This window comes from Streptomyces sp. NPDC006385, assembly GCF_040612485.1.
Classification (GTDB): domain Bacteria; phylum Actinomycetota; class Actinomycetes; order Streptomycetales; family Streptomycetaceae; genus Streptomyces.
Genome location: NZ_JBEXQG010000039.1, coordinates 61,177 through 78,664, shown reverse-complemented (window position 1 = coordinate 78,664; position 17,488 = coordinate 61,177). Strand labels below are relative to the sequence as shown.

17 protein-coding genes and 3 pseudogenes are annotated in these 17,488 nt (G+C 67.2%); 8 read left to right on the top strand and 12 right to left on the bottom strand.

Annotated features, from left to right (window positions below; genetic code table 11):
* Positions 1-569: 569 nt before the first annotated feature.
* Entirely contained in the window at positions 570-1,952 is a 1,383-nt protein-coding gene (locus ABZ078_RS26890) for an aldehyde dehydrogenase family protein (protein ID WP_356579241.1), read from the top strand.
* Between the two features lie 513 nt (positions 1,953-2,465).
* Positions 2,466-3,293 (top strand): carbohydrate ABC transporter permease, encoded by an 828-nt coding sequence (locus ABZ078_RS26885; protein WP_356579239.1) that lies wholly within the window; start codon positions 2,466-2,468, stop codon positions 3,291-3,293.
* Between the two features lie 11 nt (positions 3,294-3,304).
* Here the strand turns inward: ABZ078_RS26885 and ABZ078_RS26880 are convergent, their stop codons facing one another.
* The 3 genes from ABZ078_RS26880 to ABZ078_RS26870 all read right to left on the bottom strand — a co-directional run bounded on the left by ABZ078_RS26880 (position 3,305) and on the right by ABZ078_RS26870 (position 5,675).
* Positions 3,305-3,790 carry a hypothetical protein gene (locus ABZ078_RS26880; RefSeq protein ID WP_356579237.1) on the bottom strand — a complete coding sequence of 162 codons (486 nt, stop codon included), beginning with the start codon at positions 3,788-3,790 and terminating at the stop codon, positions 3,305-3,307.
* Between the two features lie 318 nt (positions 3,791-4,108).
* Positions 4,109-4,855 (bottom strand): hypothetical protein, encoded by a 747-nt coding sequence (locus ABZ078_RS26875; RefSeq protein WP_356579235.1) that lies wholly within the window; start codon positions 4,853-4,855, stop codon positions 4,109-4,111.
* A 229-nt stretch (positions 4,856-5,084) separates the two neighbouring features.
* Positions 5,085-5,675, bottom strand: a complete 591-nt coding sequence (locus tag ABZ078_RS26870) for a hypothetical protein (protein ID WP_356579233.1) — start codon at positions 5,673-5,675, stop codon at positions 5,085-5,087.
* A gap of 767 nt (positions 5,676-6,442) precedes the next feature.
* Here ABZ078_RS26870 and ABZ078_RS26865 point away from each other — a divergent pair.
* From ABZ078_RS26865 to ABZ078_RS26840, 6 genes are all read left to right on the top strand, one after another.
* A complete protein-coding gene (locus tag ABZ078_RS26865) occupies positions 6,443-6,871 on the top strand; it encodes a hypothetical protein (RefSeq protein WP_356579231.1) in 429 nt (142 codons plus the stop codon).
* Positions 6,872-7,182: 311 nt separating this feature from the next.
* A complete protein-coding gene (locus ABZ078_RS26860) occupies positions 7,183-7,743 on the top strand; it encodes a hypothetical protein (protein WP_356579229.1) in 561 nt (186 codons plus the stop codon).
* 718 nt (positions 7,744-8,461) lie between these two features.
* Positions 8,462-9,043, top strand: coding sequence for a hypothetical protein (locus tag ABZ078_RS26855; RefSeq protein WP_356579227.1), 582 nt, complete (start codon positions 8,462-8,464; stop codon positions 9,041-9,043).
* A gap of 367 nt (positions 9,044-9,410) precedes the next feature.
* Positions 9,411-9,683: a hypothetical protein gene (locus ABZ078_RS26850; protein ID WP_356579225.1), complete on the top strand. Its 273-nt coding sequence runs from the start codon at positions 9,411-9,413 to the stop codon at positions 9,681-9,683.
* 230 nt (positions 9,684-9,913) lie between these two features.
* Entirely contained in the window at positions 9,914-10,594 is a 681-nt protein-coding gene (locus ABZ078_RS26845) for a hypothetical protein (RefSeq protein ID WP_356579224.1), read from the top strand.
* A gap of 38 nt (positions 10,595-10,632) precedes the next feature.
* Positions 10,633-11,403 carry a transposase gene (locus tag ABZ078_RS26840; RefSeq protein ID WP_356579222.1) on the top strand — a complete coding sequence of 257 codons (771 nt, stop codon included), beginning with the start codon at positions 10,633-10,635 and terminating at the stop codon, positions 11,401-11,403.
* A gap of 55 nt (positions 11,404-11,458) precedes the next feature.
* On the opposite strand, the gene ABZ078_RS26835 is transcribed toward ABZ078_RS26840, so the two are convergent.
* The 9 genes and pseudogenes from ABZ078_RS26835 to ABZ078_RS26795 all read right to left on the bottom strand — a co-directional run bounded on the left by ABZ078_RS26835 (position 11,459) and on the right by ABZ078_RS26795 (position 17,378).
* Positions 11,459-12,004 carry a DUF6461 domain-containing protein gene (locus tag ABZ078_RS26835; RefSeq protein WP_356579251.1) on the bottom strand — a complete coding sequence of 182 codons (546 nt, stop codon included), beginning with the start codon at positions 12,002-12,004 and terminating at the stop codon, positions 11,459-11,461.
* Positions 12,005-12,093: 89 nt separating this feature from the next.
* A pseudogene (locus ABZ078_RS26830) lies at positions 12,094-12,234 on the bottom strand (IS1380 family transposase); the annotation flags it as partial.
* 752 nt (positions 12,235-12,986) lie between these two features.
* Positions 12,987-14,228: a hypothetical protein gene (locus ABZ078_RS26825; RefSeq protein ID WP_356579220.1), complete on the bottom strand. Its 1,242-nt coding sequence runs from the start codon at positions 14,226-14,228 to the stop codon at positions 12,987-12,989.
* A complete protein-coding gene (locus ABZ078_RS26820) occupies positions 14,225-14,743 on the bottom strand; it encodes a regulator (protein ID WP_356579218.1) in 519 nt (172 codons plus the stop codon). The genes ABZ078_RS26825 and ABZ078_RS26820 overlap by 4 nt, the downstream gene beginning before the upstream one ends.
* A pseudogene (locus ABZ078_RS26815) lies at positions 14,740-15,583 on the bottom strand (winged helix-turn-helix transcriptional regulator). The gene ABZ078_RS26820 and the pseudogene ABZ078_RS26815 overlap by 4 nt, the downstream one beginning before the upstream one ends.
* A 40-nt stretch (positions 15,584-15,623) precedes the next feature.
* Entirely contained in the window at positions 15,624-16,037 is a 414-nt protein-coding gene (locus ABZ078_RS26810) for a hypothetical protein (RefSeq protein ID WP_356579216.1), read from the bottom strand.
* Between the two features lie 10 nt (positions 16,038-16,047).
* The gene (locus ABZ078_RS26805; RefSeq protein WP_356579214.1) at positions 16,048-16,491 is read right to left on the bottom strand and encodes a hypothetical protein; all 444 of its coding nucleotides are present in this window, start codon (positions 16,489-16,491) and stop codon (positions 16,048-16,050) included.
* Positions 16,488-16,969 (bottom strand): annotated as a pseudogene (locus ABZ078_RS26800) (hypothetical protein). The gene ABZ078_RS26805 and the pseudogene ABZ078_RS26800 overlap by 4 nt, the downstream one beginning before the upstream one ends.
* A 97-nt stretch (positions 16,970-17,066) precedes the next feature.
* Positions 17,067-17,378 (bottom strand): SH3 domain-containing protein, encoded by a 312-nt coding sequence (locus ABZ078_RS26795; RefSeq protein WP_356579212.1) that lies wholly within the window; start codon positions 17,376-17,378, stop codon positions 17,067-17,069.
* Positions 17,379-17,488 lie beyond the last annotated feature (110 nt).

The window sequence follows — 17,488 nt, the reverse complement described above, 5'->3', positions numbered from 1 at the left end:
CGATCCTCGCGCTCGTCCTGGTGGCCCTGGTTCGCTGGCTCGGCTCCGGACGGCAGGACTCCCTGCTGTCGGTCGAGACCGCGACAGGGATCGCCACCCCCGCAGGGGAAGCCGTATGACCACCACCGCTTAGCAGAGGCCCTCCGGGGCGCTGAAGATCCGCCACGGGGTCGCCCTCATCTCCCACACCGACGACAACCTGATCGCATGGCATGTCGCCGATACCCGGGTTGAGTTGACCACGTCATCACCGCCCAGCAAGCCGAGGCTACAAGCCGGACCGGCGGACCTTCGAGCAACGCCATCATGGCCCTGGGCGTCGAGCCGTCACCGGCCAAGGCTGGGAGTACGACCAGATCCCCACCCGTGACACCGACCGCCCAGGCACCGCCACGGTGTCCGGTCCCGGCGCCGGCCGGACGGAGACCACCTTCGCCCTGCTGTCGGACATCATCGCCGTCTTCCAGCGCCAGCACGCGGAAGACGACACCCGCCCCTGGATCGCGTTCTTCAGGAGACCCACCGTGACTGAGACCGTCTTGCCCCCGGGCATCGAGTGCGGCACCGGCATGGCGCCCGTGCACAACCCCTACACCGGCGAGGTCATCGCCTCGGTCTGCACCGTCGACGCCACCGCCATCGGCACCATCTTGCAGCGGGCCAGGCGCGGCCGCAGCACCGCGGCCGCCCTGTCCCGCGCCACCCGGGCCTCTGTCCTGGAGCGCACCGCCCGGCTGGTCGAGCGGCGAGGCGAATCCTTCGCCCTGCTGATCGTCAACGAGGCCGGTAAGACCATCACCCAGGCCCGCAAGGAGGTCGCCCGCGCAGTCAACACCCTCGCGCTGTCTGCGGCCGAGGCGCGGCGCAACGCCGGCGAGGTCGTCCCGTTCGACGCCTACGAGGGCTCCGAGAAGCGGCAGGGCTGGTTCACCCGCGAACCGCTCGGCATCATCGCCGCCATCACCCCGTTCAACGACCCCCTCAACCTGGTCGCCCACAAGCTGGGCCCGGCCATCGCCGGCGGCAATTCGGTGATCCTCAAACCATCCGCACACACGCCGCTGTCCGCGCTCCGCCTGGTCGACACACTCATCGAGGCCGGTCTGCCCGAAGAGATCGTCACAGTCCTCAATGGCGGTGCCGACATAGGCGCCGCGATCGTCAGCGCCCCCGACGTGCGCATGGTGTCGTTCACCGGCGGATTCGCCACCGGTGAGGCCATCTCCCGCGCGGCCGGCCTGAAGAAGCTGGCCATGGATCTCGGCGGCAACGCACCGGTCATCGTCATGGACGACGCGGACTTGGATGCGGCGGTGGAGTCGTGTGTCTCCGGTGCGTTCTGGGCCGCGGGCCAGAACTGCATCGGCACGCAGCGGATCCTGATCGCCCGCGAGGTGTACAAGCCCTTCCGTGATGCCTTCGTCGCCCGTACCAAGCTGCTGCGCGTGGGGGACCCGTTCGATGAGCACACCGACGTCGGCCCCATGATCACCGAGGAGGCCGGCCGCGCCACCCGGATGAAGGTCGACGCCGCGGTGGCCCAGGGGGCTGTGCTCCTGTGCGGCAACGAGCTCAATGGTTCCCTCTATGCGCCGACAGTCCTGGAAGACGTGCCGGCCACCTGCACGATCTGGCAGGAGGAGGCGTTCGCCCCGGTCGTCGTGTTGCAGCCGTTCGAGTCCTTCCAAGACGCCATCGAGCAGGCCAACGCCATCGACTACAGCCTCCACGCGGGCATCTTCACCTCGCGTCTGGACCGGGCGCTGTCCGCGGCCCGGCTACTGGAGGCCGGAGGCGTAATGATCAACGACTCGTCCGATTACCGGTTTGACGCCATGCCGTTCGGCGGGTTCAAGTACGGCAGCATGGGCCGCGAAGGCGTGCGCTTTGCCTTCGAGGAGATGACCCAGCCCAAGGTCGTCTGCGTCAATCACCTGGGCGATGTGCGGTGACGGCCGTCAGTAACGAGTGCGACTCGCTGGGCGCCCTTCGGAGGGCATGCCCGTCGAAGTTGAGAGGGTGAGCCGGGAACGGCTCGAGGAACTGGTCTCCGATGAGGGGATCTCGTTGGCTCACCGCGCGCTGTGGTCGACGCTGTGGGACGGGCGTGGAGGGGCCTTCTCCATGGCACGCGGTCGCGCGGGGACTGGCCTGCACGCGTTCCGGTCCGGTGGTTTGAGCGCCCGATTCCCTCCAACAGTCGTGGAGTCCGCGTCGTAGCGCTGCTGACTGGGTCGATGATGAACGGGAGCGTCGGCCGGGGCGCTCGGGAGGTCCGCCTCCCGGGCAGCAGGTGATGGCAGACGTTCGCCCTCTGTGGGTGGCCAGTTTCATTTCCCCGCTCGCGGCCATGTAACGGGGAGTCAAGTGGCCGCGAATGGCCGCAGAGATTCGGCGGCCTGGGAGGACGTGGCAGCTGTCCGAAGCCCTGGCGGATCCATGGATCCGGCGCGATTTGCCGTCGGTTGAATTTCGTCGACGCCTGGAACGTCGCCAACATCACCACGTTGCTGAAGTCGAGCACGCTGATCGTGCTGGGCGTGGTCCCGGTCGCGGTCCTCATCTCGACCATGGCGGCGTACGCCATCGCCGTCCTGGAGATCCCCCTGGGCCGGATCTTCTACATGGTGCTGCTCCTGACGCTGACACTGCCGTACGAGATAGTCATCGTCCCGCTGTACGAACAGGTGCGGGAGATGGGCCTGTTGGGCACCCAGTGGGCGCTGATCCTGCCGCTGATCGGGATGAACATGCCGTTCGCGGTCTTCTGGATGCGCGCGCACTTCGTGAACGTCCCGCGCGAGTTGTCCGAGGCGGCGGGCATCGACGGTGCGGGCCCCTGGCGGGCGTTGCGCCACATCCACCTGCCGCTGGCCGGCCCGGCGATCGCCTCGCTGTCGTTGCTGATGTTCCTGTCCACCTGGAACCAGTTCCTGCTCGCCCTGGTGCTCATCGACGACCCGAACAAGCGCACCATGGCCGGCGCCCTGCAGGCGTTCACCACCAAGTACGCCACCGACCAGGTCCTGTTGAATGCCGGCGCCCTGCTGATCATGGCCCCCACGATCCTCGTGTTCCTGTTCCTGCAACGCCAGGTCGTCTACGTTGACATGCCCCGCCCACGTTGGCCAGTCTTTCCGCGATCTTTCCTGTCTGCCCCCGGCGAACTGCCCGTTGACAACAGGTGTGGGATCTCAGATTCCGTGGCCGAATCTCACGACCGATGGCCACTCGGCGGCCGATTGGCCACGAATCAGAGACCGGCTGGTCAGCCTGTTGTTCGTTCTCACTGAAGTCATTGTTGTCAACCGGTCGAAGGTTCCTGGAGTTGGTCCCACCGCTCTTCCACGGTGACGTGGGAGGGGAGCAGCCTCACGAGCGCTTGTCCCAACGTGGGATCGTGGTCGCAGACGAATGATCGGCTTCCATCGCGCCAGTCCAGCCGCAGCGATGTCTCCACGTAGCCGCTTGCCGTGTCGCCGGAGTGTGCAACCCCCACCGCCCTCACGTCTGCGATGCGCACCGTTCGCACGTCCGCGCGGCTTTCCAGCCGGACCTGTGCCTTGGTGAACTCGACCACGCGCACGACGTACCGGCTCCTGAGCAGGCCGGTGCAGACGGTCAGCGCCAACAGCCCGCCGAGGATGAGGAACTCCCCGGGATGCGTGGGATCGTGGCGCAGCCACCGGAAACCCGCCACCCCCAGCCCGCCGAGCCACACCAGGCCAGTTCCCACCACGACGGGTGCGAGGTAGGGGACTTCGCACCGCACCGACTGCTCCGCTTCCACCCCTTCACCATGACCGGCCCCGTCGAAGGATCGCAACCATCGGTGGGACTGCCGCAGTGCTCATCCGGCTCGTTCGCGGCCCCCATGAGATTGGGTGCGGCCTTTCCTGAGTGAGACTCAATTTGCTGACAGATTTAGGTTGTACCCGGGAGGCCGATATCGTGGTCCGTCATGGATGGGATCCGGGATGCGAGATTCCCCCCGCGAAGGCCAACCCACCGCGTACCGCGTGAGCTCTCTCCCTTCAGATCTCCTTGCGGTCTCGTCTCCCACGGGACGGCCAGGTCAGCACGCCCCTGCGAGAACGGTAGGACAAGCTCAGCGACGACGGATCGCGACAGCGACGAGAGCGACCACACCAGCCACGACGGGCAGTCCCAAAAACAGGGCCACAGGGTGGAGCAGTGTATCGGCGAGAGGGTTCGGGTCGGGGTCGAGGTTCTGCGAGTACATGCCCAAGGCCAGCGCGATGGCAAAAATCGCCCACCCCGCCCAGAATGCGAAGAACGCCGCGAGGAACGCGATCGGCAACAGCGAGGCAATCTGCTGGTACCTGCCTTCCACCTGAGCATTTTCGGTGTCGATCCAGCGGGCTCTCCGGACTGGTCGCCAGTACGTCCGGTGGAGGAACAACAGGACTAGCAGCAGACATAGCAAGGCAACTGATACGAGCATTCCATAGAACTGGGCGTCGTCGTTGGACTCGTTATTGTCCCAGGCTATGGAAGCGATGATCGGGCCGAGGAAGGCAGCCGGGACAGCGATCCAGAAGTACAGGTAGGTCCGGATGACCTCGACCAAGCGGAGGCGAGACCTGCCGACGAACTCGTACTCGATTGTCGTGTGGATAGAAGAGAACCCACCCTCTTCGGTGATCTTGCCTTGCCGCACGTAGTAGCGGCCCAGCGGGACGACCGGCAGGATGAACACGATCCAACAAGTGGCGAAGAAGCAACCGCTGCCGTCCGGACGAGAGTTGTGCAGCAGTGTGGTCCCTATAGCGTTGTAGGTCCCTAGCGGGGGCAACCTATCGCCTGAGGGCAGCGGATACACGGGATCGGGCATGGCCGAAATGATATTCACGCCGTTGGGGACGGGTCCCGACATCGGCCTGTCTGCCGGCCGAAAGGCTGGCCCGACACCATCGCCGCAGGCGCCGGTTCACCTCTTCAGCCGACGCGATCCGCATGTGGGTCACACCGGCAGAACGACCGACACTGCCGCAGCGACGATCGTGACGGCAGCGCCGCAAACTCGGCCCACCATCCGGGCTCCACACCATGCGCGGCGCCGGCTATCTGCTCCGCTGACGCCGGAGCGTGATCATCCGGGAGCGGGGCCGGCGACGCCGACGTAGTACCCAACCGCCAAGACCCGATACCCGGGGGGTGCGCTGGTCGAGGACGGTGAGATCCGGTCGACGGCGCCGGGCCTGCGCCACGATGACCTCGGCGGTCGCGGTCAACCACAGCAGGTGGATGGTGGCCTGCGGCGGATCGCCGAACTGCAGGAAGTCCCACGGCACCAACGTTGGTCCCGGCCCGGTGTCGGCGGGATCGATGTCGGTGTGATCGAGGGTGTACACGCGAACGGGGTTGGCGTCGCGCCATGGCACCAGGCGCGGGGCGGACCACCATTTCGCCGACTCGTAGATCCACACGCCCTCGCCGTCCATGGCTAGCACGCGTCGGCGTAGCGCGGCGTTGCCCGGGCGGATCCCGGCGAGCACCGCGACCATCCCGGGCAGGCCCACCAACAGGACCGCGGCGAACAGCGCCCCCAGAAACGAGCCAAGGTCGTACACGGGCCGGAACACCTCGGTGATCCACCATGGGCTGGTCGGCACCAGGAACCCCAGCCAGCCCAGGCTGGCGATCAACAACACGCCGCTGAGGAGACCACCGATCCGCAGCCGCCACCGAACCACGAACGTCCCGCGCCGGGCCGGACCGCGCGCAGCAGCGCCCGCCGCCCGCCGCCGTCTCCCTCACTGCTTCACGCTGCCCAAGCATCTACGGCGGGACCGGGACCGGTCCCGGGTTCGGAACAACGCACCCATCCGAGAACCCGACTATGTGATCACTATTGTTTGACGAGGCACCGGTACACCCGGTCCTGGCTCCACAACTGGACCCCGGCTCCCGCTCCGCCGCGACAGCGGGCCGAGCATCCCGCTCCTGGCTCGCCCCGGACGGGGTCAGCCCAGCAAGGCGAACATGAGACCGCGGAGAAGCACCGCCACCGAAGAAATGCCACCGAAGCGAGACTCGGCCGGTACGGCATCCCGTGAGACAAACAGTAAATGTCCAGGTCATACAAGATCGGTATGTCACGACCGATGCGACCCTACAATGTGGGATCTCACTTCTCGCGTCGGAATCTCACGATCACTGTCGGATGGAAGTTGGATCCGACATCGCGGTGAGACACCGCAGTTCAGCGGGCCACACCGCAGCGTCGGCGACGGCGCCCTCAAAAGACTTAGTCCTACGACGTGACGGGCGCGCGGGACCCCTCCCGGGCACCCGTCTATAGAAACGGTCCCATGACCACATCGGAATCACCGACCCACCGCCGTAGGACCAGGCTATCTGCGGCGCGCGGCCCGGCGGGGACCGTCTGCGCCCTGGCTCTCACCGCCGCGCTGACCGGGTGCGGCTCCGACTCGGGCGGCGACGCGGGGGCGCCCGCGCCGGCCACACCCTCGCGTTCGGCCGAACCGTCGCCCGCCTCGCCCACGCCCACGATGCCCTCCTCATCGCCGTCGCCGACCGCGTGAAGCCGATGAAGCCGTCAACCGCGGCCGAGCTGCGGGCGTGTGCAGACGGAAGCTGCACGGTCGTCGTGACGAAGGGCACCGAGATCCCACGCGCCGCCGCCCTTCGGGCGGGCCCGTTCACGGTCAGCGCCGTCGGCGCCGAGGGCGTGGACCTGACCTCGGTCGACGCGAGCGGATTCACCTCCAACCTCCTCGGGCAGCGCCCCGACCAGGGCGGGCCCTCCACCGTCAACGAGCTGTCGATCGCCGTTCTCGCCATCGTGGGGAACACCGCGAAGCTGCGGCTCTTCCCGGCGGAGTAGGGCGAGTGCCGTTCGGCGCCGCCGGGGAATTCCAGCGGGACCTACAGCGCAAATCTCTCGGGAGGGGGCCGTCAGAGAGCGGGGGACTCTGCGCGTCTGCGGTGGCTGACGAACGGCCCCCATTGATTCAGAATGACCAGCTGGCGACTCGGTGAAGGGGGAATGCAGTGGTATTCGCAGCGACTGCCTGCCGAGGGCGGTTCTTTCTCACGTTGTGGAGCTGTTTCGCGTTCATCGCGGCGTCCGCATGCACCAGCAACTCGTCCCAGGATCAGCCGGAAGCAGAAGCACCTCCGGCGCGGACCATCACGATGACACCGGACGCGCCATCGGTTTCTCCGTCGGACGAGGAAACTCCCGATCCGGTCTCCACCGCAGTGTGTCTCGGTGAACGGCCCTACAACCCCGACAGCACACCGTATGAGGGCAAGGGTCCGCATCCGATGACGATCGTCCACCATGACTCCGGCCCCGCCACACTGGAGTTGCAGTACGTCACCCTGCCCGACGGCTGGAACCCAGAGATCGACTTCGACTGGACGGACGAGGAGGAGGATCACAACAAGGTCCAGCTGGTGGTCTGCGACGACGCCGTCACCACCGGAGGTGTCATGGGCACCTGCACGTTCGATTATCCGGGAATGTCCGGGACCATGGATGTCGTCCAGGCAGATCACACATTCGTGGTCAGGGAGGCGCGCACCGGCCGCGAGGTTGCCGAATTCAGCATGCAGGGCACCGCTGGAGTTGAGGAATCATGTCCCAGCTCGGCAATGGACAGCGGCAACACACAGATCGCCCAGGCGGTGAACGACGACGCCGTTGCCGCGAAGCTGCGCTCCCTGTATGAAGGGCCAGCCAGGAAAATCTGAACTGGGGCGAGAGCCCGGGGAGATCACTCACAGCTCGCATCCGGCCAGCCCGAGGTCTGCCATGGGCTGGGTGGCGGTCACGCCGTGGGCGCGGGCATACCAAGCAGGCGGCTCAGTCTCACTCAGCCTGCCCAACCGACGTCGTACACATCGATCCCGTCCGGGTACGCGGTGAACGCCACCCAGCACCGAGACCCGAACCAGAGCGCCCCTTCCCAGCCGCCGAACGACGGCCAGGCGTCCCGGCGGACCAGCACCCTGGCATCGTCTCCATGATTCCTGGCGGCCTTCCTCCGGGACGTCGGCCAGCACCTCATCAACCCGGAACGCCAGATCCACCCTGTACATCGCGCACCCCCGTCCTCGTGATCACTAGGGGCAGCACCGTACGGCGAGACGCACACCGCGTGACGACCTGTGAATAACTCCGGGCATCCGTGGCCACGCTGAAAGAGTTCACTGAGTGGCCATGCTGGAAGACCCATAGCGCAGTTTGGGTTTGCTCCGGACCTGAAGCTGCGGTGGTCGCACTGCTCCTGTGACGCGTATCACGATCAAATGCCAGCACGTCTCGTTTCTTCGACTTCCTCTCTGACTATGAATGGAGTGCTTGGTCGCAGTCATCTCACGACCGTGACGCCTCATTAGAGGAAGGGAAGTACTTGTCTAGAGCGAGAAGATTCAGGTGGGCCATATTCGCCTGACTCTGATAACCGCAGTGGGGACCACCGGGGTCGCCCAAGGGGCCAATGGCGAGCCTTCGGTGACCAATGCGGTAGCAGCCACTCCGGCGGGAGAGGAACCGTTAGCTGAGTACAAGCCAGTGGTCTCGGCCAATCCGCAGGATTGTTCTGATATCACGAAGGCTCGCCAGTTGGCTCGCAGTGGGATCACGAAGATCGGCTGCATCACAATCGGAAGTCCGTCCAGCGCCAGGGCGAAGGCAGAGAAGAAGCTTCTCAACGAAGTGCGGGATGCCTCGGACCTTTGTACGTCGGGGTACTGGTACCACGACAGGTACGAAGCCTGTGGTGCCGACCTACCGGTGTCCTACGAGGTCATCAACACCCAGAACGGCACCGTCGTCGGCGGCGCATCCTTCACCGCACGGCAGGAGATTCAACTCAGTGCCCGCGACAGCCTGTGGTACTCAAGCCCATCCCTGAAGTTGGTAAGCGCCTGGGGAGAGGCAAAGGGGCTTACAGCCGAGTGGGACCTGGAGTGCGACACGGCGGCGGCCTGCGCCAGTACCGACGCCTGGGGCGGAGCAGCGCCGATCGCCGTCGGCGGGCAGTTGTAGGGCGCAACGAACCTTCAGCGGAGTGGCGCTCAGGACTCCCAGGAGTTCACGGCGACCAACGAAATCACCATCCGGGCTACGGGGGCCTTTCTGATCAACCCGGCCACCTTGCCCATCCCGATGAAGGTCCGCTGCGACAAGATCGCGGCGGGCTCCTTGGGGTGCGTGTTCCCCGAGTTCGAACCGACCATGGCACTCCCCATGGAGAACGCTGGTCAGGTCAACGTCGCGTGGTCGATGAACAACCTCTCAGACCATTGGGGTTACTACGGCCAGGGGGCCCACTGACGCGGGAGATGGACAATTCGTAGCCGCTGCGAACCGGGCGAAGATCTGCGAGGACGGCGCCTGGCAGAGGATGGACATCGTGGCGAACGACAGCTGTGACGAGTTCTCGTTCGCGGCCACGAAGCAGAGCGGCGGTCAACTAGGCTTGACCGGAGCGGATTGTGCCGAGATCCGGCCGGCTTACGAGGACGGCCAGTGGTGGGTCTATGAGTACGGAAGCGTCACGGGTAAACGATGCACCATCGGTCACGTGCCGCTGAGTGAGAACCAGTCAGTGGGCGGTTCTCTGTCTGCGTTCTATCAGAACCAGCGCGTCCTCAGTGACGACAAGTTCTGGATGTCCGTGGGCTGATGACGACGGGACCGGTGTGGTGCCGTGAGCACCGCACCGCTCCTTTCCCGTGCATATCATGCGTTGTTGCTCCAGTCGCGGGACTCGCGGACTTCGGGAACACGCGCCCCTAAGGGCTGTCCCGTAAATGATCTGCGGATGATGGGTGGACTGACAGGAGTCCTGGTGGTCTGGCCCGTGCGGGCAGCACCTACCATGCCTTCGTGACGCGCCCCTGGACAGTACGAAGGATGGCCGATCAGTTCGTCGAGCTGCTCGGAACAGCTCCTGTCAGCGTCGATGGCGGCAAGCTGACGTTCGTCCAGGGAACCCTGCACACCACGCTTTCGATCTGGAAGGACCGCTACAACCGGTCGGCCTTCGGCTGGATGGTCTATACGGAGCACACCGCTCTCCGTGACCAGATGGATGGCTTCGGCGGGGTGGGCATCCGGATCGACCACCCCTCGCCATCCGGCGACCCAGGTCCATCTGACATCCCGCCCGCCGCCTGCTACCCCTGGCCAGCGGGCAGCGCTCCACTCGCCTCCGAGGTCACCGTCAGCGTCACTCGTTACGGGCCGCCCTCCCTGCGCTTCGTCCGCGACTCCCACGACCTGGGGCTGTTGCTCCTGGCAGACCACCATGCCCACCGGGGCGGGGTCTGGTCCTTCACGCCGGCCAACAGCGAACCGGCACGGCTTGCGCAGGCCATCCTTCTGGCTCGTCAGTGTGGTGATCAGGATCTGGAACGGGCGGCTGTCGCCAAGCTGCGAAACCGTGGCGAGGAACCGGTGGTCCGTCGCCCCGACTATCTGTTCCGGCAAGCTGTCGCCGACTGGTCCCGGCAATACGCCAAAGCCTCTGGCATTGATCTCAGCGACCTGGCCAAACTCAAGCGGAAACGCCCTCAGTACCCAGAGATCCCGTAGCTCAACACGGCTTCTCGGGTTCGGGAGATGATCTCGCCGTGACTGGTGTGATCACGGCATCGGAGCCCCACTGGATAGGCCCGTTCACTGGGCTGGGCCCGCAGCAGTTCGGCACGCTCCTCGCCGCGCTGCGGAAGGAAGACGCGGCCCCGGTACGCAAGGGGCGACCATGGGGTCTGCCGCTGGAAGACCGCGTGCTGCTCGTCATCGCCTACTGGCGAACCAACCTGACACTACGACAGCTCGCTCCGCTGTTCGGGATCTCAAAGTCGTCCGCCGACCGCATCATCGACCACCTCGGACCAACCCTTGCTCTGCGTCGACGTCGGCGGTTCCGCAAGGACGCCGTGCTGATCGTTGACGGCACCTTGGTTCCCACCCGCGACCACAGCATTGCCGAGCGTTCGAAGAACTACCGGTACTCCACCAACCACCAGGTCGTCCTCGACGCCGACACCCGGCTCGTCGTCGCTGTCGGCCGACCCCTGCCAGGCAACCGCAATGACTGCAAGGCATGGGAGCTGCCCGGCGCGAAAGCTGCCGTCGGCAGGACAACCGTGATCGCGGACGGCGGCTACCGCGGCACCGGCCTGGTCATCCCGCACCGCCGGGAAACCGGCCAGGCCGAACTTCCAGTCTGGAAAGAGGAACACAATGCCTCTCACCGCAAGGTCCGCGCCCGCGTCGAGCACGCCTTCGCACGCATGAAGACGTGGAAGATTCTCCGCGACTGCCGCCTCAAGGGCGAGGGTGTTCACCACGCCATGCTCGGCATCGCCCGCCTCCACAACCTCACCCTCGCCGGGTAACAGCGAGGAGGGAGCAGGTCAGTAAGCATGTCGTAGATCATTGACGGGACAGCCCTTAGGGAATCGCTGGCAGGCTGGCCATGGTAATGGACCCCGGAGTTAGTTGGGGGACCTGCACCCCTGTCAGCTCGTATACGATGCGCAGACCCTTGCCCTCCCACTCTAATCCACCATCGAAGCACCCTACTTGCTCAAGCAGTGGAAGCAGCCGGTCAGGGGCATTGCCGCTCCGTTCGTAGGAACGCATCACTTCAAAGGAGGTGACTTCCTGCTGCTCTTCCCACAAGTGCACATTGCACATCGCGAACACCCGAGAAAAGGCGACGGCGGTCGTCGCCCGCGATACGGATGCTAGCCGATTCGGCAGAGTAGCGCTCGCGCTGTGGGGGGTGACAAGGTAGACCCAGTTCCCTTCTTCACCCGCCCACACTGCTGTCCACCGGTGCGGCTCCTGCTGCCCCTCCCACAAGAAGTCGTCTATTTCTTCCTGGTCTTCAGGGGTGAAAATAGAATCTTCCACACAGCCTGTGCGCGCCAATAACTCTCGGACTGTCATAGATCTTCCCAGCACCAGAGAGTACGTCTCCCAGTAGTGCCCCAGTCAGGCATTCACGACCTCAGTCACGGCCCCTCCTCTGCTTGCAGGTAGTAGATGCAACATAGCTGGGTCTTCGTTCAGCGGTGCGGAGGGGTGATGGTCATCCCCACCGAGTACGACAGCCACCGCCTGCGCCTGGTGAGCCAGTCAAGGAAGTTGTGGGAACCGTCGGCGGAGTCCGTGCGGACGAGGGCGTGCTGGCCACGCGGGAGCTTCCTCGGCAACTGGGCCAGCAACGCACTCGGCCGGCCCAGTCGCGGGTAGGAGCCCCGGCGAGGCGGCAACGCAGCGCCGGAATCCCCGCGGACCAGCACCCACGCCCCGCAAGCGGACAAGGTTCCCCGAATCGCGTACGACGACTTGTTTCTCCTCGCTTCGGCGCGGGCGTGGGCGTGGGCGTGCCAGGGAGGACTCCCGATGACCCGAGACCGCCGCCGCAAGCAAGACGTCCGCGCCTTCCACGACGACAGTGATCCCCGGTACACCCGTGCACGCCGCCGGACGGCCAGCGCCCCGGGTGCGAGCATCCGCGACTACCCGGAGAGATCTACATCTGCACGAGCTGCGGACAGCCGGCATACGCCAGCGTGAGCGGCCCGAGTCACTTCGCCGAGCAGGACGGCGGAGTCTTCTGCCCGGCATTTCCCGCCGCGTCCGCCCTCCTCCGGATGGACTGGGACGCCTTCTCACTCGGCAGGCTCCGGGAGGAGTACCCGCGCCCCGTCTCGCGGACGTTGCAGCAGACACGGCACGCGGATGCCTTCCAGGCGTACGCCGGCCGCGTCGTCGTGTGCGCCCACTGCGGCCAACCCGCCTTCTACGACAGCGAAGTGGGCATGAGGCACTTCACAAACCAGTGGGACGGCATCCATTGCCCGCGCTTCCCCCCTCGCCGGGGAGACCGTCACGGTCAGGTGGCACCCGCGGTCCCTGGCCGACTGGAAGACCGGCTACGTCTGCACCTACCCACACATCACCGGATAGGTCACCGCAATCTCGTCACAGTGACCACGGCATGCCGGATCGTGCCGGCCAGGACCTCGACGACGAGATCCGCCATGGTCACCGTGTACGGCTCGCCGGTGTCCGTACGACCACGCCCGGACACCGGCGCGGCAGCCAGCAGGGCTGCGACCTGCGCGGCCAGCGGGGCCCCGAGAGCCTGCGACAGCACCGTACGACCGCCCGGCAAGCGGACCGCCAGGGTGCGCGGGCGGGCGGCCGGTCCCGTGTAGCCGATGACCTCGGCGTCGACCGTCTCGGAGTGCCGGACCTTCTTCCACGAGGAGGACCGGCCCGCCCGGTACGGGCTCGTCCCCAGCTTCGCGACGACTCCCTCGACGCCCGTGTCCTGAAGCGAGTCGAACCAAGCTTGCGCGACCTCCGGATCGTCCGTCGCCGACACAGCCTGAATTCGCGACGGCCCCGGCAAACCGACCAGCACGTCAAGCATGGCCGCGCGCCGCTCCTCGTACGGCCGGGCCCGGACGTCGCCCGTCGGCAGCGCGAGCACGTCCCAGACGATGAACAGTGCCGGGTACACCTCCGCCAACTCCCGCGCCCGGGCCGGCGACGAAGCAGCGCGGGACTGCGCAGCCGCGAAGGAGATCCGCCCGTCGACCACGACGACCGCTTCGCCGTCAAGGACGACGCCCGCGAGAAGCGAGAGCACGGTGATCACCGCGAGCATCGGCGGCGGTCCGGCGAGCAGAAGCACTCCGGCGAGGGCTGGGCCGGCCAGGGTCGCGGTCTGATCGATCCCGAGCAGGACACCCTGGACGCGGTGGGCCCGCGCTCCCGCTCGTCGGCCGGCGGCTGCGCCCGCGGTCTCGGCGGCGATGTAACTGAACTCTGTGAGCACGCCGGTCGTCGCCGCGAGCACCATCACGGTCGCGCTCGCCACGATGCCGGACGGGTGGAGATGAAGGAGGACCGCGCCGGCGGCGAGGGCCATCGCGCGTCCCAGGGAGGCGAGGTGGAAGACGACGGCCGCCCTGCGCCGGTCGACGACCGATCCGGCCCACCCGAACGCCGCCAGCCGCGGGATCCACTCCAGAGCGAACGCCGCTCCCGTCAGCGCGGCGGAGCGCGTGGTCGCCAGGACCAGCAGCGGGATGCCGTAGGTGGACATGGCGAACGCGAGGGCGTCCGCTGTGCGCGGCAGGTAGATGCTGCGCATCAGCCCGGCGGTGTGGGGTGCAGGCCGGGGTGTGACCGCTGCGCTCACGCGGCTGGCTCGGGCTCGGACACCCCGGTGATGCGGGGGTTGCCGGCCAGCCACTGGATCAGGAGGGCCCGGGGACGGGCAAGGTCCGCCTCGGCCTCGTCGCTCGGCAGGCGCGCGGCAGACCGTCGCGAGAGGCCGTCGGTGCCCTCGATCGGGATCGAGAGCACCAGCAGGTCGAGGACGTGTCGGATGCGAGTGCTGAACGCGCAGACCGGGGCCGGGTAGGCGTGGCGTCGGGCCCAGCGCGCAGCCGCGTCGTACAGATCGGCCAACTCCGATCCAGCCTCGGTCAGTTCCAGACCGGCGCCAGGCGCGACCCGGACGAGACCGCAGGCGCGGGCCGTCTCGGAAGCGCGACGCAGTTGGTGCGAGTCGAGGTCGGGGAGGGTACCGGCCAGCCCTCGCGGCGGAATCGCCCCGTTGTCGTCGATCTCGGTGACCAGGCGGATCAAGGAGCGCGAGGCCAGCAGCTCGATGGCGTTGCGTACCTCGGCAGGGGTGAAGAGGGTGGTCATCGGCGCGGTCCTCCCGCCTGGATGGCCGCCTTCGGGCGGATAGTCGTGGCGTGGGAGAAGAGATCGCGGTTGTGCCACGCCGGAGAGGCCCCGACCGTCCGGGCGGACGGGAGTGCCGCGGGGGCCGGCCGGGCCTGGCTGCTGCCCCATGGCCTGGGCGTGGGAGTCGCCTGCGGGTGCCCCCAGACGGGGTGCTGGGCCGCCTGGTTGAGGGGCTGCCCGGCCGACCAGGCGGACAGGGCGCCGAGAACGGGGCCCAGGCCCGTCGCCCGCCGCGGACAGCCGGTAGGGCAGGCCGATGCCGTCGGTGTCGACCAGTCCGTCGGCGACGAGCTGCCGCAGCGGCGGGTAGACGTTGGTCCAGTCGCTGCTGGGCATCACGATCCGGGCCAGGGCCCGGCCGCTGACCTGATCGCGGGACTTCAGCACCCACAGGATGGCGGCGGCGTGCCGCCGGGTGAGCAGGGTGAGGCTGTCCTCGATCTGCTCGATCGCGGGCAGCGGGCGGTCCGGCGTTTCCAGATGCTCCTCGGCCCAGGTGACGATCATCGGCAGGACCGGCAGCAGGGCTGCGCCACGCTCGGTGTGGCCGTAGGTCACATGCCGTGCGGTGTGTTCGGTGCGCTCGACAAGACCGGCGTCGCACAGTGACTTGAGCTTGGGGTGGAGCTGGCCGTTCTGCAGCCAGGACACCTTGGCCGCCAGCTCGCTGTATCGCTGCGGCGGGCCGGAGAGTGCCAGCAGGATCCTCACGTTCCAGCGCGGGGTGATCATGGCGAGGGCCTCGGTGACCCGGGCGATGTCGGCTTCGGTGTCAGGGGGCAGAGCGGTGATGGCCAAGGGATGAACTCCTGGGTGAGGTGAGGGAAATCGCCTGCGGTCAGCGGCTGTGCGCCGTGCTCTGAGCCGGAAGGGGCGGAGCCGCTGGGGGTGGCGAGGGAGTCGGCGGGGCGGGCGCCGGGGCCGGGGCACGGGCGAGGCTCTGTAGGACGGCCAAGACCGACTTGGCCTGGACGTCGCGGACTGCGACGGCTTCGGCGAGCCGGCGTGAACCGTCGAGAAGGTGGGAGACCTCGTGCCGGCCGATCTGCCGCTCGGGGTGGATGAGCCGGGCGAGTTGGTCGCGGTGAAGGTCGATGCTGCGCTCGGCGAGGGCGAGGTCGTCGTGCATGCCGAGCAGGGCCAAGAGCATGCCGGGCGGCTGGTCCTGGGCGTGGGCTTCGAGGTCGGCGAGCGGCGCGCCGTACAGGTCCTCGATCCGTCCGGCTATCTCGGTGGACGTGAGGTGGGGCAAGCGGGGGCTTTCACGTTCGGCGGGCCCGTGCCGCCCCGGCACGTGTGGGTGCTGGGGCGGCGGACGGGGGCAGGGTTGCAGTGGCCCTGAGCTGCGTCGTGCGTACGGGCCGGGCCCGCTGGTCGGGCGGGGGCATGGTGCGCAGCAGCTCGCCGAGGGCTGCGCGGTAGCCGTCGCGGGCATCGAGCGCCGCCTCCAGCCACTGCGCGTCGAAGCGGAGCTTGTCCGCCGACAGCTTGCCCATGTCGCGGTCCGGATCCATGTCCGCGTGCACGCGGTCCCGGACGCGGGCGACTTGCTCCTCGGTCAGGGCCAGGAAGGAGCGCAGCTCCAGGGCACGGGCGAGCGCAGGAGAGGCGTCGGGTCCGGCAGCCGCCTCGTGCAGCTCGGGAACCGGGTTCCCGAAGACCTTGTGCAGATCGGCGTCCATGGTGCTGGCCTTGAACCGGCTCATCGAACGGGCCTTCCCGCCCGCCCCGCCGACGCCGGCGCGGGTGTACCCGCGGGTCGGTGGGGAGCGCTGGTCTGCACCGCAGGCCCGGATCGGGGACGAAGGCGGGCGAGCCGTTCGGCGGCGAGGTCCTTCTTGCCCGGAGCGTCCGGGTCGAGGAGCCACCGCACGACCATGGCCCTGCCGTCGCGTGCGGTGACAGCCGCGTTCACGCGGTGGGCGAGACCCATCGTCGGGTCGTCGACCTCGCTGGGCTGGTTTCCAGCGCGGCGAGGAGGTCTTCCTCCGCGTGGTCGAGCACCAACTGGGCCTCGACGAGAAGGCCGTGCCACTTGACGACATCGGTGGCGTCAGGGTTCGCGGTCGGCGCGGCGGCGACCGCGGCCTTCAACTGGTCCATGTCCATGACGAAGCGCGCTTCGATCCGTTCGGTGAGCACGCCCACGACATCCTCAGCGTCATCGGATATGCCGTCGGTCAAAAAGGAAACTCCTGTTCTGAAAAGGCCGATGCCTAAGAATGTGAGGGGCCGCCGTACCCGGCGGCTCAGCCACTGACGGGGTCCTGCGGAATTCCTGTCAGCTCAGGCACATTCGGGTGTCGCGGTAGACGTAGGTGCCGGAGACCCAGCCCTTGACGCCCGTGGTCCGGTCGGTGATGTAGAGCCAGTTGCCGCTCTTCTTGTGCACCGTGAACTTGTGGCTCTTGTAGAGCACTCCGACCGCGGTGGACTTCGAGCTGGCCTTGGAGCGGATGGTCACGGCGGATGCGTGGACCTCGTACGGCAGCGGCGGCAGATCCGGGCAGGGGGTAACCACCGAGGTGGCAGCGGCGGGGGCCGCGCTCACGGGCGCAGTGGACAAGACCGGGAGTGCGAGTGCACCCAGCATGGCCGAGGATATGGCATTCGGGTGGCGCGCATGCGGAAGAAACCTCCGTGAAGGCATAGGGATTGCGTGGATGGGCGCCGCGGGGTTGTCCCGGCGGCTGTATAAGAGTC

Excerpts from the sequence above, each read along its gene's own strand:
- ABZ078_RS26890 (WP_356579241.1), top strand. The coding sequence starts at position 570 with ATGGCGCCCGTGCACAACCCCTACACCGGCGAGGTCATCGCCTCGGTC.
- ABZ078_RS26875 (WP_356579235.1), bottom strand. The coding sequence starts at position 4,855 with ATGCCCGATCCCGTGTATCCGCTGCCCTCAGGCGATAGGTTGCCCCCG.
- ABZ078_RS26860 (WP_356579229.1), top strand. The coding sequence starts at position 7,183 with ATGACACCGGACGCGCCATCGGTTTCTCCGTCGGACGAGGAAACTCCC.
- ABZ078_RS26845 (WP_356579224.1), top strand. The coding sequence starts at position 9,914 with ATGGCCGATCAGTTCGTCGAGCTGCTCGGAACAGCTCCTGTCAGCGTC.
- ABZ078_RS26820 (WP_356579218.1), bottom strand. The coding sequence starts at position 14,743 with ATGACCACCCTCTTCACCCCTGCCGAGGTACGCAACGCCATCGAGCTG.
- ABZ078_RS26805 (WP_356579214.1), bottom strand. The coding sequence starts at position 16,491 with ATGAGCCGGTTCAAGGCCAGCACCATGGACGCCGATCTGCACAAGGTC.
- ABZ078_RS26795 (WP_356579212.1), bottom strand. The coding sequence starts at position 17,378 with ATGCTGGGTGCACTCGCACTCCCGGTCTTGTCCACTGCGCCCGTGAGC.